The 13172-nt window shown below is 72.0% G+C and carries 15 protein-coding genes; 3 read left to right on the forward strand and 12 right to left on the reverse strand.

What is annotated here, in order from left to right; genetic code table 11:
* Positions 1-37: 37 nt before the first annotated feature.
* Positions 38-940 carry a TAXI family TRAP transporter solute-binding subunit gene (locus tag AB0A63_RS14615; protein WP_360390333.1) on the forward strand — a complete coding sequence of 301 codons (903 nt, stop codon included), beginning with the start codon at positions 38-40 and terminating at the stop codon, positions 938-940.
* Here AB0A63_RS14615 and AB0A63_RS14620 read toward each other — a convergent pair.
* From AB0A63_RS14620 to lgt, 3 genes are all read right to left on the reverse strand, one after another.
* Positions 930-2276 carry a HAMP domain-containing sensor histidine kinase gene (locus tag AB0A63_RS14620; RefSeq protein ID WP_360390336.1) on the reverse strand — a complete coding sequence of 449 codons (1347 nt, stop codon included), beginning with the start codon at positions 2274-2276 and terminating at the stop codon, positions 930-932. The two genes, AB0A63_RS14615 and AB0A63_RS14620, sit on opposite strands and share 11 nt — an antisense overlap.
* A gap of 130 nt (positions 2277-2406) precedes the next feature.
* Positions 2407-3069, reverse strand: coding sequence for a response regulator transcription factor (locus AB0A63_RS14625; RefSeq protein ID WP_360390339.1), 663 nt, complete (start codon positions 3067-3069; stop codon positions 2407-2409).
* A 4-nt stretch (positions 3070-3073) separates the two neighbouring features.
* Positions 3074-4087 (reverse strand): prolipoprotein diacylglyceryl transferase, encoded by a 1014-nt coding sequence (gene lgt / locus AB0A63_RS14630; RefSeq protein ID WP_360391455.1) that lies wholly within the window; start codon positions 4085-4087, stop codon positions 3074-3076.
* A gap of 89 nt (positions 4088-4176) precedes the next feature.
* Between lgt and AB0A63_RS14635 the strand changes: the two genes are divergently transcribed.
* On the forward strand, positions 4177-5319 hold the full coding sequence (locus AB0A63_RS14635) for an FAD-dependent monooxygenase (RefSeq protein ID WP_360390341.1): 1143 nt from the start codon (positions 4177-4179) through the stop codon (positions 5317-5319).
* Here the strand turns inward: AB0A63_RS14635 and AB0A63_RS14640 are convergent.
* The 6 genes from AB0A63_RS14640 to AB0A63_RS14665 all read right to left on the reverse strand — a co-directional run bounded on the left by AB0A63_RS14640 (position 5316) and on the right by AB0A63_RS14665 (position 11009).
* Positions 5316-5837 carry a Uma2 family endonuclease gene (locus AB0A63_RS14640; protein ID WP_360390344.1) on the reverse strand — a complete coding sequence of 174 codons (522 nt, stop codon included), beginning with the start codon at positions 5835-5837 and terminating at the stop codon, positions 5316-5318. The two genes, AB0A63_RS14635 and AB0A63_RS14640, sit on opposite strands and share 4 nt — an antisense overlap.
* Before the next feature lie 230 nt (positions 5838-6067).
* A complete protein-coding gene (gene trpA, locus AB0A63_RS14645; protein ID WP_360391457.1) occupies positions 6068-6859 on the reverse strand; it encodes a tryptophan synthase subunit alpha in 792 nt (263 codons plus the stop codon).
* On the reverse strand, positions 6856-8076 hold the full coding sequence (trpB, locus tag AB0A63_RS14650) for a tryptophan synthase subunit beta (protein WP_360390347.1): 1221 nt from the start codon (positions 8074-8076) through the stop codon (positions 6856-6858). The genes trpA and trpB overlap by 4 nt, the downstream gene beginning before the upstream one ends.
* Positions 8077-8113: 37 nt before the next feature.
* The gene (gene trpC, locus AB0A63_RS14655; protein WP_360390350.1) at positions 8114-8923 is read right to left on the reverse strand and encodes an indole-3-glycerol phosphate synthase TrpC; all 810 of its coding nucleotides are present in this window, start codon (positions 8921-8923) and stop codon (positions 8114-8116) included.
* A gap of 132 nt (positions 8924-9055) precedes the next feature.
* Positions 9056-9481 (reverse strand): Trp biosynthesis-associated membrane protein, encoded by a 426-nt coding sequence (locus AB0A63_RS14660; protein WP_360390353.1) that lies wholly within the window; start codon positions 9479-9481, stop codon positions 9056-9058.
* Positions 9471-11009 (reverse strand): anthranilate synthase component I, encoded by a 1539-nt coding sequence (locus tag AB0A63_RS14665; RefSeq protein ID WP_360390356.1) that lies wholly within the window; start codon positions 11007-11009, stop codon positions 9471-9473. Before AB0A63_RS14665 ends, AB0A63_RS14660 begins: the two co-directional genes overlap by 11 nt.
* A 47-nt stretch (positions 11010-11056) precedes the next feature.
* Here AB0A63_RS14665 and AB0A63_RS14670 point away from each other — a divergent pair, with 47 nt between their 5' ends.
* On the forward strand, positions 11057-11659 hold the full coding sequence (locus tag AB0A63_RS14670) for a TetR family transcriptional regulator (protein ID WP_360390358.1): 603 nt from the start codon (positions 11057-11059) through the stop codon (positions 11657-11659).
* 16 nt (positions 11660-11675) lie between these two features.
* On the opposite strand, the gene hisI is transcribed toward AB0A63_RS14670, so the two are convergent.
* From hisI to hisF, 3 genes are read right to left on the reverse strand one after another with little or no spacing between them, the layout of a single operon-like run.
* Complete coding sequence (gene hisI, locus AB0A63_RS14675; protein ID WP_360390361.1) at positions 11676-12026, reverse strand: phosphoribosyl-AMP cyclohydrolase; 351 nt, start codon at positions 12024-12026, stop codon at positions 11676-11678.
* Positions 12023-12394, reverse strand: coding sequence for a hypothetical protein (locus AB0A63_RS14680; protein WP_360390364.1), 372 nt, complete (start codon positions 12392-12394; stop codon positions 12023-12025). The genes hisI and AB0A63_RS14680 overlap by 4 nt, the downstream gene beginning before the upstream one ends.
* Entirely contained in the window at positions 12391-13149 is a 759-nt protein-coding gene (gene hisF, locus AB0A63_RS14685; RefSeq protein ID WP_360390367.1) for an imidazole glycerol phosphate synthase subunit HisF, read from the reverse strand. Before hisF ends, AB0A63_RS14680 begins: the two co-directional genes overlap by 4 nt.
* Positions 13150-13172: the final 23 nt, after the last annotated feature.

The following is a 13172-nucleotide window of genomic DNA, read 5'->3' on the forward strand; positions in this document are numbered from 1 at the left end:
CTTCAGACAGACCTGACGTAACGGTTAGTCTTCGGTGGTGTCGCTCAGCCGTCGCACACTTCTGCTAGGGGGTGCCCTCGCTCTCACGGGGTGCACCCCGCGGAAGGTCGAGGCACCCGCGCGGCTCGTGCTGGCCACCGGCCCGGACGGGGCGGTGTTCCGCGAGATCGGGGCGGCGCTCGCACGGGTGCTGGCCGAGCAGCTGCCCGGCACCGAGGTGGTCGCGCAGCCGACCGGCGCGTCGGTGGAGAACCTGCGGCTGCTCGCCGAGGGGAAGGCCGACCTGGCGCTGTCCTCTTTGGACGCGATCGAGCCGCCGGAGAGCGTGCGCGCGGTCGGGCGGCTCTACGACAGCTTCATGCAGATCGCGGTGCGCAAGGAGTCGTCCATCGAACGGCTCGCGGACCTCGCGGGCAAGCGGATCTCTTTGGGGCCCGTGGGTTCCGGCACGGAGTTCACCGGACGGCGGCTCTTGCAGTACCTCGGCGGTGCGTCCGCTGTGGACGAACGCATGGCGCACGCGGTGGCCTCGCGCCGACTCGCCGACGGCTCGCTGGACGCGCTGCTCGCGCTGACCGGCATCCCGACCGACGCGGTCTACAACATCAAGGACCAGGTGCGGCTGATCAACCTCCAGGACGAGGCGGTGCGGCTCCACCGGGAGTTCCGCGGCCCGTACATCCCGGCGACGATCCCCCAGTCGGTGTACAACCCGATCCCGGCCTGCCACACGTTCGCGGTGCCGAACCTGCTGCTCGCGCACGAGTCGCTGAGCGCGGACGTGGTGGAGGTCGTGACGCGGACGGTGTTCACCGAGACCGCGCGGATCGTGGAGGGGCACCCCGAGGCGTCGCGGATCAACGTGCGCACCGGCATCGCGACCGGTGAGGTGCCGTTGCACGAGGGCGCCATGCGGTGGTTCCGCTCGGTCAAGCGCTGAGGCTGATCTTCACGTCGAGGCCGGGACCGGCGTCGTGCAGCGTGAGCGCACCGCCCGCGGACTCGATCAGCTCGGCGCAGATCGCGAGGCCCATGCCGGTGCCGGGCACGTTCTGGTGCTTGGTCGCGCGCCAGAACCGCTGGAGCGCGTGCTCGCGTTCGTCGGCGGTGAGCCCGTCGCCGTTGTCGACCACGTGCAGTTCACCCTTCGCGCCGGTGACCACGACCTCGGTGGCGTTGGCGAGGCGGATGGCGTTGCTGACCAGCTCGTCGAGCACGCTGCCCAGGCCGCCGGGCGGTTCCTGCATGGTGAGCCCCGGTGGCACGGTGACCTTCAGCTCGACCCCGGCCCGGTGGGCGAGCGCCTGCCAGCCGGCCCGGTGCGTGGCGAGGAGCTGGTCGATCTCGACGGGTTCGGTGTCGCGGGCGCTGTCGAGGCGGGTCGCGGCGAGCAGCGTGTCGAGCACCCGGCCCATCTCCTCCGCCTCGTCCACGGCGATCTGGTGCGCCTCCCGCCCGTGTTCGCCGCCGACGTGCGGCTCCAGGTTGTCGACGGCGAGCCGCAGGCTGGCCAGCGGGTTGCGCAGCTGGTGCGACGCGTCGGCCACGAACGCCTTCTGCCTGGTCAGGGCCCTGCCGACGACGTCGACCATGGTGTTGAAGCTGCGGGCGAGCCTGCGCAGCTCCGGCGGTCCGCCGACCTCGTCCGCGCGCACCTCCAGGTTGCCCTGCGCGACCGCTGCCGTGGCCTCGTCGAGCCGGCGCACCGGCCGCAGCACCCACCGCGACATCGGCCACGCCGCCGCGACCACCGCGAGCATCGGCGCGAGCCCGGCCAGCCCCATCAGCCCCCACTGCCGCAGCACCTCGCCGCGCAGCGCGGCGGTCGGCGAGATCGTGACGACCGCCGCCACCACCTCGCTGTCCCGCCCGACCGGCTCGACCACGACCATCGGGTCGGTCCGCCACGGCCAGCCCGAGTACCCGGCCGGCGGCGAGTACCCGGACAGCGCCGCGCTGAGCCCGCCCTCGACCAGGTCGTCGTGCGGGTCGAAGCCGTTGCGGGAGGTGATGAGCACGCTGCGGTCGGCGCTGACCAGCGCCACCGTGATGCCGTAGACGTCGTCGTACCGGTCGAACTCGTCGCGCAGCAGCTCCGTGCGGTCCGACTGCAACGCGCTCTCCGCGAGCGAGGCGAACCGGCTGGCGTCCCCGAGGCGGTCGAGGTAGGTCGTCTGGGTCTCGCGCTGCACCACGGCGGAGGCGAGCGGGATGCCGAGCGCGGCGACGAGGGCGACGAGCAGCGGGACGGTGATGACGAGGAGTCTGCGCAGCATCAGCCGCCGTCACTGGTTCGCATCGGGCACCTCACGGCGTTCATCATCCGGTACCGCGACGACACCCCGCAGTGCCGTGTTCCCGAAGTCACCCCCGGTAACCCTGCTCGCCCCGCACCTGCCGGAGAAGCTAGGTGGCCAGGCGGTAGCCGACGCCCCTCACGGTTTCGATCTTCACGTCGGTGCCGAGCTTGCCGCGCAACGCCGCGATGTGCGTGTCCAGCGTGCGCGAGGGCGCCTCCCAGTGCGCCTGCCACACCTGGTCGACGATGAAGTCGCGGCTGACCACCTCACCGGCCCTGGTCGCGAGCAGCGCGAGCAGGTCGAACTCCTTGCGGGTGAGCGACAGCGGCGTGCCGTCGAGGGTGGCGACGCGGGTGGGCACGGAGATGCTCAGCGCGCCCACCCGCACCGGGCCCTCGGCCTCCGGCTCCGCCCGGTGGGTGCGGGTGCGGCGCAGCACCGCCTCGATGCGGGCGAGCAGCTCCGAGGTGCCGAACGGCTTCACCACGTAGTCGTCGGCACCCGCGCGCAGGCCCAGGACGCGTTCGCGTTCCTCACCGCGCGCGGTCACGGTGATCACCGCGGTGCCCGGCCGGTGCCGCAGCTCGCGCAGCACGTCCAGGCCGTCGCCGTCGGGCAGGCCGAGGTCGAGCAGCACCACGTCCGCGGGCGCGGCTTTGAGGGCGTCGGCGGCCGTGGCCACCCGGTGCACCTCGTAGCCCGCGTGCCGCAACGCGGTCAGCAGGCCCCTGGCCACCCGGTCGTCATCCTCGACGACGAGCACGCGCACTCGGTCACTCCGGTTTGACGGACTCCGCCTGGGAGCCGGTCTTGTCCTTGTCGGCCGCCACGGCCGCGGTCTCGGTCTCGGCGGGTTCCGCGGTCTCGGTGCCGCCGTCCTCGGTGCCGCCGTCCTCGGTCTTCGGCTCGCCGGTGCCGCGCAGTGCCGCGACGTCCTCCCGCGGCCCACGCGACTTCGCGATCACGAAGTAGGCGACCGCGCCCAGGAACACCAGCGCCGACACCCACACGTTCACGCGCTGGCCGAACACCAGCGTCGCCTCGTCGGTGCGCATGAGCTCGATCCAGAACCGGCCCGCGGTGTAGCCCGCGACGTACAGCGCGAACACCCGGCCGTGGCCCAGGCGGAACCGGCGGTCGGCCCACACCAGCAGCAGGGCGACACCGAGGTTCCACAGCAGCTCGTAGAGGAACGTCGGGTGCACGACCTGGATGGGCGTGTGGTCGACGGCGACGCCCGCGAGCATGTCCTCACGGCCGTCCGGCGTGACCCGGCGGTAGATCTCCAGGCCCCACGGCAGCGTCGTGTCGGCGCCGAAGAGCTCCTGGTTGAAGTAGTTGCCGAGGCGTCCGACGGCCTGCGCCACGACGATGCCGGGCGCCAGCGCGTCGGCCATCGCGGGCAGCGGGATGCCCTTGCGCCGGCAACCGATCCAGGCACCCACCGCACCGAGGGCGATCGCGCCCCAGATGCCGAGGCCGCCGTTCCAGATCTCCAGCGCCGCGAGCGGGTTCCTGCCCGGCCCGAAGTACTTCTGGTTGTCGGTGATGACGTGGTAGAGCCGACCACCCACGAGACCGAACGGCACCGCCCACACGGCGATGTCGGTGACCTCGCCCTTGACGCCCCCGCGCGCGACCCAGCGGCGCTCGCCCCACCAGATGGCGATGACGATGCCCGCGATGATGCACAGCGCGTAGGCCCTGAGGGGGAGCGGACCGAGGTACCAGACACCGCGGTCGGGGCTCGGGATCGTGGCCAGCACGACGGAGTTCAACCCGTTCAACACGCCGCCCACCGTACCGGTGGCCCCGTGAGCCTCCTGTGGGGACGCTCGATCGTTATCTTGACCGTCCCCGGTGAGGAAGGCCTGACATGACGGTCCTGGTGGTCGGCGGCGGCATCGGCGGCCTCGCGACAGCGCTCGGTCTCGCCCGCGCCGGGCACCGCGTGGCGGTGCTGGAGGCGGCGGCCGAGTTCACCGAGATCGGCGCGGGCGTCCAGATCGGTCCCAACGGCTTCCGCGCGCTCGACGCGCTGGGCGTCGGTCCCGCGGTGCGGTCACGGGCCGTGCACGTCGACGAGCTGCGGCTGCGCTGCGGCGTCTCCGGCCGGGTGGTGGCGTCGCTGCCGGTCGACGAGGGCTTCCGGGCCCGGTTCGGCACGTACGCGGTCGTACACCGCGACGACGTGCTGGCGCCGTTGCTCGCCGCCTGCCGCGACCTCGTGGACCTGCGCCCGGACAGCGCCGTCACGTCCTACGAGCAGGACGGCTCCGGGGTCACGGCGGTGCTGCGCTCCGGCGCGCGCGTCCGCGGCACGGCTCTGGTCGGCGCCGACGGCCTGCGTTCTGCGGTCCGCCGCCAGCTGGTCGGCGACGGCGACCCGGTGGTGTCCGGCCACACCACGTTCCGCGCGGTCATCCCGGCGGACGCCGTGCCCGCGGAGCTGAAGGAGAACGTGGTCACGCTGTGGGCGGGTCCCCGTTTCCACGTCGTCTGGTACGTCATCGCCGGTGGCCGGCTCGTGAACCTCGTCGCCACCACCGACAACGGCGCCCGCGACCCGTTGTCCGGCGTGCCCGTCGAGCACGCCGACGTCCTGGAGCACTTCACACCGCTGTGCCCGGACGCGGCGCGGGTCATGGCGCTGGCCGACGAGTGGCGGGCCTGGGTGCTGTGCGACCGCGAGCCGGTCGCGAACTGGCGGGACGGCCGGGTCGTGCTGCTCGGCGACGCCGCCCACCCGGTGCTGCAGTACGCCGCGCAGGGCGCCTGCCAGGCGCTGGAGGACGCCGTGTGCCTCTCGTCGGTGTTCGACCCGCGTGACGTGGACGGCTCCTTCGCGCGGTACGTCGCCCTGCGTTCCGAGCGGACGGCGCGCGTGCACCACGCCTCACGGTCGATGGGGCGGGAGGTCTACCACCCGGCCGGGGAGGCGGCCGCGGCCCGTGACGCGATGTTCGCGGCGTGGAGCGCGGCTGACCTGCACGGCCGGCTGGAGTGGCTGTACGGCTAGTCGTTCAGGTCGATCGTGACGGGGAACGGGTGGCGGTCGAGCGTGAGCACGCCGTTCACGCTGCGCGCGATCTCGAAGTACTCGGGCTTCTCACCCCGCATGTACAGCGTGGACACCGGAGCATCCGGCACCGGGTCGACGACCAGGTAGTAAGGCACGCCGCCCTCTGCGTACAGCTGCCGTTTGACGACCAGATCGGTCACCCGCGTGCTCTTGGACAGCACCTCGCCGACGAGCAGCACCTTCTCGACCGGGAACGTCACACCGGCATCGCACCGTTCGACCACGGTGAAGTCCGGGATCAGCAATCGGCCGTCGGACAGCGCGACGTTGATCTCGATCGTCGCCTTGAAGTCCTTCGGGCAGGCGGACCGCAGTGTGGCTGCGACGCCGAACACCAGGTCCTGGTGCCGGAAGGACCCGAGGGGGCTCATGAGGAGCGTCCCGTCGACGAGTTCGATGCGCTGCCGGTGGTCCTCCGGCAGGGCGAGGACGTCGTCGAGCGACCACGGGCCCACGTGGCTGAGTATGTAGTCAGACTTGGCTTCGGCTGGAGCCGCCACCGCGCATCACCTCCGAAAACCGCCCGGCGCACACCAGTGTGGCACGCCGGAACGGGAGCTGGCTTGTGCATACGACCACGATCGCAGCTCGACCAGCGGTTTTCGGCGTTTTCGACCTCGAACGGGCCGATTTCATTCGATCAGGCGTTCGAACCAGAGCCCCTTGGATTCACTCCAAGGGACCGTCAGACGGTGGCCGCGGCCGACCGCACGCCCTTCGCGAGGTCCGCCGCCAGTGCGCGCACCGCGCCATCGCCTTCGGCGACCGCGGACACGAACGCCGACCCGACGATCACGCCGTCCGCGAACCCGGCGATCTCGGCGGCCTGCGCGCCGTTGCGCACGCCCAGCCCGACCCCGATCGGGAGCGAGGTGTGCTCACGCACCCGCGCGACCAGTTCGGGAGCATCCGACGACACCACGTCGCGGGCGCCGGTGACGCCCATGACCGCCGTGGCGTACAGGAAGCCGGAGGACGCCTTCGCGGTCATCGCGATGCGCTCCTCGGTCGACGACGGCGCGACCAGGAACGTCCGGTCCAGCCCGTGCGCCTGGGAGGCGGCCATCCAGTCATCGGCCTCGTCCGGCACCAGGTCCGGGGTGATGATGCCGAGCCCGCCGGCCGCGGCGAGGTCGCGGGCGAACGCGTCCACGCCGTAGCGCAGCACCGGGTTCCAGTACGTCATCACGACCGCGCGGCCACCGGCCTGCGCCACCGCGTCGACCACGTCGAACAGGTCCTTCACCCGGAAGCCCGCACGCCGTGCCTGCTCGGCGGCGGCCTGGATGGTCGGGCCGTCCATGACCGGGTCGGAGAACGGCAGGCCGACCTCGACGAGGTCGCAGCCGGCCTCGACCATGGCCTTCAGCAGGTCCTTCGAACCGTCGACGGTCGGGAAGCCCGCGGGCAGGTACCCGATCAGCGCCGCCCGCGACTCGGCGCGTGCGGTGGCGAAAACCTCGGACAACGACATCAGGCCCGTCCCCCGTCAGCGAGGCCGAAGTACTCCACGGCCGTGTCCATGTCCTTGTCGCCGCGACCGGAGAGGTTCACGACGAGCAGCCCGTCCTGGCCGAGCTCCTGGCCGAGCTTCAGCGCGCCGGCGAGCGCGTGCGACGACTCGATCGCCGGGATGATGCCCTCGGTGCGCGAGAGCAGCGCGAAGGCCTCCATGGCCTCGGCGTCGGTCACCGGGAAGTACTCGGCGCGGCCGATGTCCTTCAGGTGCGAGTGCTCAGGGCCCACGCCGGGGTAGTCGAGACCGGCGGAGATCGAGTGGGCCTCGGTGATCTGGCCGTCGTCGTCCTGCATCACGTACGACATCGCGCCGTGCAGCGAACCGGGCGTGCCGGCCGTGAGCGTCGCGCCGTGGCTGCCGCTGTCCAGGCCGGAGCCGCCGGGCTCGACGCCGACCAGGCGCACGTCCGCGTCGTCGATGAAGCCGTGGAAGATGCCGATCGCGTTCGAGCCGCCACCGACGCAGGCGACGACGGCGTCGGGCAGCCGGCCCGCCTTCTCGAGGATCTGCTCGCGGGCCTCGATGCCGATGACCCGGTGGAAGTCGCGCACGAGCAGCGGGAACGGGTGCGGGCCCGCGGCGGTGCCGAGCAGGTAGTGCGTCTCGTCGACGTTGGTGACCCAGTCGCGCAACGCCTCGTTGATCGCGTCCTTCAGGGTGCGGGAGCCGGACTTCACCGGGATGACCTCGGCGCCGAGCAGCCGCATGCGCGCGACGTTGAGCGCTTGGCGCTCGGTGTCGACCTCGCCCATGTAGACGACGCAGTCGAGGCCGAGCAGCGCGCACGCCGTCGCCGTCGCCACGCCGTGCTGGCCCGCGCCGGTCTCGGCGATCACGCGCTTCTTGCCCATGCGCTTGGTGAGCAGCGCCTGACCGAGCACGTTGTTGATCTTGTGGGAGCCGGTGTGGTTGAGGTCCTCGCGCTTGAGGAACACCCGCGTGCCGGCGTGCTCGGCGAACTTCGGGGCCTCGGTCAGCAGCGACGGGCGGCCCGCGAAGTCGCGCAGCAGGCGCTGGAACTCGTTCACGAACTCCGGGTCGATGCGCGCCTTGTCGTACTCGGCGGCCAGCTCGTCCACCGCCGCGATCAGGGCCTCCGGGACGAACCGGCCGCCCCACGGGCCGAAGTGGCCGCGGTTGTCGGGGTCGTGCGGCGTGGGCGTGAACTGGCCCATCGGGTGGCTCCTCCAGCGCTGTTGTCGACCGCGCCTCTTACCGGCTCGGCCTCGGGCACGCCGGGTGCGAACCGGCGGTCACGAGCTTGTTCACGGCGGCCTTGGGGTCGCCGCTGGTCACCAGGCTCTCACCGACGAGCACCGCGTCGGCGCCCGCTCCGGCGTAGGACATCAGGTCACCGGGCCCGGTCACACCGGACTCGGCGATCTTGACCGTCTCGAAGGGTAGTCCGGGAGCGATCCGGCCGAAAACGTCCTTGTCGACCTCCAGCGTGTGGAGGTTGCGCGCGTTGACGCCGATGACCGACGACCCCGCCTCCAGCGCGCGGTCGGCCTCCTCGGCCGTGTGCACCTCGACGAGCGCCGTCATGCCGAGCGACTCGACCCGGTCCAGCAGCGACACCAGCGCGTTCTGCTCCAGGGCGGCCACGATCAGCAGCACCAGGTCCGCGCCGTGCATCCTGGCCTCGTGCACCTGGTACGGCGACACGATGAAGTCCTTGCGCAGCATGGGGATCTTCACCGTTCTGCGCACCGCGTCGAAGTCGGCGAGCGACCCGCCGAAGCGCCGCTGCTCGGTCAGCACGCTGATCACCGAGGCGCCCCCGGCCTCGTACGCGGCCGCGAGCTCCGCCGGCTCGGGGATCTCGGCCAGCGCGCCCTTCGACGGGCTCTTGCGCTTGACCTCGGCGATGACCCCCACGTTCGGACCGCGCAGCACCGACATCACATCGAGCGGAGGAGCGGCCTTGGCCGCGCGCTCCTTGACGACGTCGAAGGACAACTGAGCCTCACGAGCGGCGAGATCCTCACGCACACCTTCGAGGATCGACTCGAGAACCGTCACAGTCTTGAACCCCTTCCCGCTACGGGGATGCTAACCCCGCCGGAGTAACGCACCGACCACCGGGGGTTCCGCGTCCACGCAGCTAGCCGTGGTCGTTCGCCCGTCACATGCGCGAATGCCGATCGTTGATCTTCACTCGTCGGTGTCACCCCGGACCGGCCCCCTACCGTCAGTCGACCCGTCCGCCGGTCCGTCGGTGGGGTCGTCGCCGCGTTCCAGCGCGCGCCACATGTCCTTCTCCGGGTCCGCGGCGCGGGTCTTCTGCCCGCCCACCCCGATCTTCGGCATGCGCGCGCCGAAGACCACCTGGACCGCGCCGGAGGCCACCACGAGCACACCGCCGGCGATGGCGAGCCAGTGCCCGCCGAACGCCGCCGCGACGCCCACGGCGACCAGCAGCGCCCCGAGCACGCGCCGGGCCACCCCGCTGACCGCCACGGCCGCGGCCACGGCGGCGAGGCTCAGCAGCGCGACCGGCACCAGGTCAGCACCCCAGAAGGCACCCGCCGCGCCCACCAGCAGGAGCGCGGCGATCCACAGTGGACGGTTACCCCTCAACGGCGGGCTTCAGCGTCTGCGCGGTGGCGATCGCGGCCAGCACCGCACCCGCCTTGTTCAGCGTCTCGTTGTCCTCGGCCAGCGGGTCCGAGTCCGCCACGATGCCGCCGCCCGCCTGCACGTACGCCACGCCGTCGCGCAGCAGCGCGGTCCGGATGGCGATGGCGGTGTCCGCGTCGCCGGCGAAGTCGAAGTAGCCGACCACGCCGCCGTAGAGGCCGCGGCGGGTGGGTTCCAGCTCCTCGATGAGCTCCATCGCACGCGGCTTGGGCGCACCGGACAGCGTGCCGGCCGGGAAGCAGGCGGCGACCGCGTCGTAGGCCGTCTTGCCCTCGGCGAGCTCACCGGTCACGGTCGACACGATGTGCATGACGTGGCTGTAGCGCTCGACCTTGAAGAAGTCGACCACGTGCACCGAGCCCGGCTTGCAGACCCGGCCCAGGTCGTTGCGGCCGAGGTCGACGAGCATCAGGTGCTCGGCGCGCTCCTTGTGGTCGGCGAGGAGGTCCTTCTCCAGCAGGGCGTCCTCCTCCGGGTCCTCGCTGCGCCAGCGGGTGCCCGCGATCGGGTGAGTGGTCGCCTTGCCGTCGCGCACCGTGACCAGCGACTCGGGGCTGCAGCCCACGATGTCGAAGCCGTCCAGGCGCAGCAGGTACATGTACGGGCTGGGGTTCGTCGTGCGCAGGACGCGGTAGATGTCGAGCGCGTCGGCGTCCGTGTCGATCTCGAACCGCTGCGACACCACGACCTGGAACGCCTCGCCGGCCCGGATGGCCTCCTTGGCCTTCTCGACGGCCGCGAAGTGCTCCGCCTGCGAACGGCGGCGGCGGAACTCCGGCTTGGGGCGGGAGAACACCGCGGTGGTCGGCGGCGCGGGCATGTGCAGCGCCTCGGTCATGTCGTCCAGCCGCCGCACCGCGTCGTCGTAGGCGGCGTCGACGTTCTCCGGCGAGTTGTCCCAGTTGATCGCGTTCGCGATGAGCGTGACCGTGCCCTCGTGGTGGTCGAGCGCCGCGAGGTCCGTGGCGAGCAGCATGACCAGCTCGGGCAGCTTCAGATCGTCCTCCGCGATGGACGGCAGCCGCTCCAGCCTGCGCACCGCGTCGTAGCCGATGTAGCCGACCATGCCGCCGGTCAGCGGGGGCATGCCGGGCAACGGGTCGGTGCGCAGCACCTCGATGGTCTCGCGCAACGCGAGCAGCGGGTCGCCGCCGTCGGGCAGCCCGACCGGCCGCGTGCCGGTCCAGAACGCCTCACCACCGGTCGCCGTCAGCGCCGCCGTGGACCGCACGCCGATGAACGACCAGCGCGACCACGACCGCCCGTTCTCCGCGGACTCCAGGAGGAACGTGCCCGGCCGGTCCGCCCCGAGCTTGCGGTACAGCCCGACCGGCGTCTCCGCGTCGGCCAGCAGCCTGCGCACCACCGGGATGACCCGGCGGTTCACGGCCAGCTCGCGGAACTCCTCACGCGTGGGGCTCACGGCCCCCAGACCAGCGGCGGCCACAGCCCCGATGACGCTCACCATGACGGCAATTGTTGCATAAATTCAACAACTGTTGAACCATGACTCCCGTGGACCAAGTGAACCAGAAACGGCGGGGCCGCCGCGCCGCGGGCGAGGACACGCGGGCCGCCCTGCTGGCCGCGGCCCGCGAGACCTTCGTCGAGAAGGGCTACGACGGTGCCACGGTCCGCGCGATCGCCGCCCGCGCCGGCGTGGACGCGGCCATGGTCAACCACTGGTTCGGCGGCAAGGAGGGCCTCTTCGCCCAGTCCGTGCTGCAGCTGCCCTTCGACCCGGCCGAGATCCTCAAGCGCCTGCTCGACGGCCCGGTGGAGGAGGCGGGCGAACGCATCATCCGCACCTTCGCGACCGTCTGGGACGCGACCGGCGGCGGCACCTTCGCGGCGCTGATCCGCAGCGTCACCAGCCACCAGGAGGTCGCGAACGCCCTGCGGTCGTTCTTCATCAGCGCGATCTTCACGAAGCTGCTGACCGAGATCGGGGCGGAGGACCGCGAACTGCGCGCGACCCTGGCCGCCACGCAGATGGTGGGGCTGGGGATCGTGCGGTACGTGGTGCGGTTCGAGCCGCTGGCCTCGGCGGAGGTGGAGACCGTGGTGAAGGCGATCGCGCCGAACATGCAGCGGTACCTGACGGGCGACCTGGACTGACCGGCCGCCCTCGGCCTCACGCGTCCGCGAGCAGCACCGTGGCGTCGAAGCAGGTGCGGTCGCCGGTGTGGCAGGCCGCGCCGACCTGGTCGACCACGAGCAGCAGCGCGTCGCCGTCGCAGTCGAGCCGCACCTCGTGCACGTACTGGGTGTGCCCGGAGGTCTCGCCCTTGACCCACAGCTGCCGGCGGCTGCGCGAGTAGTAGGTCGCGCGGCGGGTGGTGAGGGTGCGGTGCAGCGCCTCGTCGTCCATCCACGCCACCATCAGCACCTCACCGGTGCCGCGCTGCTGGGCGACCGCGCAGACGAGGCCGTCGGCCGTGCGCTTCAGCTTGGCCGAGACGGCGGGGTCGAGCGGGCTGCTCACCGGGGTCCTCCCAGTTGTCGACGAGCGGGTCCGGTGTTGAGCAGGACCACTCCGTAGATGTGCACGGCGGACAGCACGCCGGACGCGACGCGGGCCCACACCGGGCCGTCGGCCAGGACGATCACCAGGTGCAGCAGGGCGACGAGCACGAACAAGACCATCGCCGGGTAGTGCGCGAACCGCAGGCCCAGCAGCAGGCAGGCGGCGACGGGCAGCTCGACGAGGGCGAGGAACGACGGCAGCTTCAGCACGTCCGCGTCACCGCTGGTCCGCCACAGCACCAGGCCGACGGCGAAGAACACCAGCGCGCCGCCGAACGCGACCGCCGAGGACACCAGCACCTCCGGCGACCTGCGGCGGGTGGTCATCGCACGACCACGCCCGCGTGGCGCAGGCCGTCCTTCACCTCGCCGATGCGCAGCTGTCCGAAGTGGAACACGCTCGCCGCCAGCACCGCGTCCGCGCCGGCCGCGACCGCGGGCGCGAAGTGGTCGACCGCGCCGGCGCCGCCGCTCGCGATGAGCGGCACGTCGACCTCGCGGCGCACCAGCTCGATCAGCTCCAGGTCGAACCCGGCCTTGGTGCCGTCGGCGTCCATCGAGTTCAGCAGGATCTCGCCGACGCCCAGCTCCTGGCCCTGCGCGGCCCACCGCACCGCGTCGATGCCGGTGCCGGTGCGGCCGCCGTGCGTGGTGACCTCGAAGCCGGTGCCGCCGGGCACGCGCCGCGCGTCGACCGACAGCACGACGCACTGCGCGCCGTACCGCTGGGAGCACTCCCTGAGCAGCTCGGGCCGCGCGATCGCCGCCGTGTTCAGGCTGACCTTGTCCGCGCCGGCCCGCAGCAGCCTGTCGACGTCGTCCGGGCTGCGCACGCCGCCGCCGACGGTCAGGGGGATGAACACCTGCTCGGCCGTGCGGCGCACCACGTCGTAGGTCGTCTCGCGGTCGCCGCTGCTGGCGGTCACGTCGAGGAACGTCAGCTCGTCCGCGCCCTCGGCGTCGTACGCCCTGGCGAGCTCGACGGGGTCGCCCGCGTCGACGAGGTTCGTGAAGTTGACGCCCTTCACCACCCGGCCCCGGTCGACGTCGAGACAGGGGATGACACGGACCGCGACCGACATGCCCGAAAGCCTACAAGCAGCCC

This window comes from Lentzea sp. NPDC042327, from assembly GCF_040647275.1.
Taxonomy (GTDB): domain Bacteria; phylum Actinomycetota; class Actinomycetes; order Mycobacteriales; family Pseudonocardiaceae; genus Lentzea.

Coding starts and splice junctions, on each gene's coding strand:
- AB0A63_RS14620 (WP_360390336.1), bottom strand. CDS start 2,276: ATGCTGCGCAGACTCCTCGTCATCACCGTCCCGCTGCTCGTCGCCCTC.
- AB0A63_RS14635 (WP_360390341.1), top strand. CDS start 4,177: ATGACGGTCCTGGTGGTCGGCGGCGGCATCGGCGGCCTCGCGACAGCG.
- trpB (WP_360390347.1), bottom strand. CDS start 8,076: ATGGGCCAGTTCACGCCCACGCCGCACGACCCCGACAACCGCGGCCAC.
- AB0A63_RS14665 (WP_360390356.1), bottom strand. CDS start 11,009: ATGGTGAGCGTCATCGGGGCTGTGGCCGCCGCTGGTCTGGGGGCCGTG.
- AB0A63_RS14680 (WP_360390364.1), bottom strand. CDS start 12,394: ATGACCACCCGCCGCAGGTCGCCGGAGGTGCTGGTGTCCTCGGCGGTC.
- hisF (WP_360390367.1), bottom strand. CDS start 13,149: ATGTCGGTCGCGGTCCGTGTCATCCCCTGTCTCGACGTCGACCGGGGC.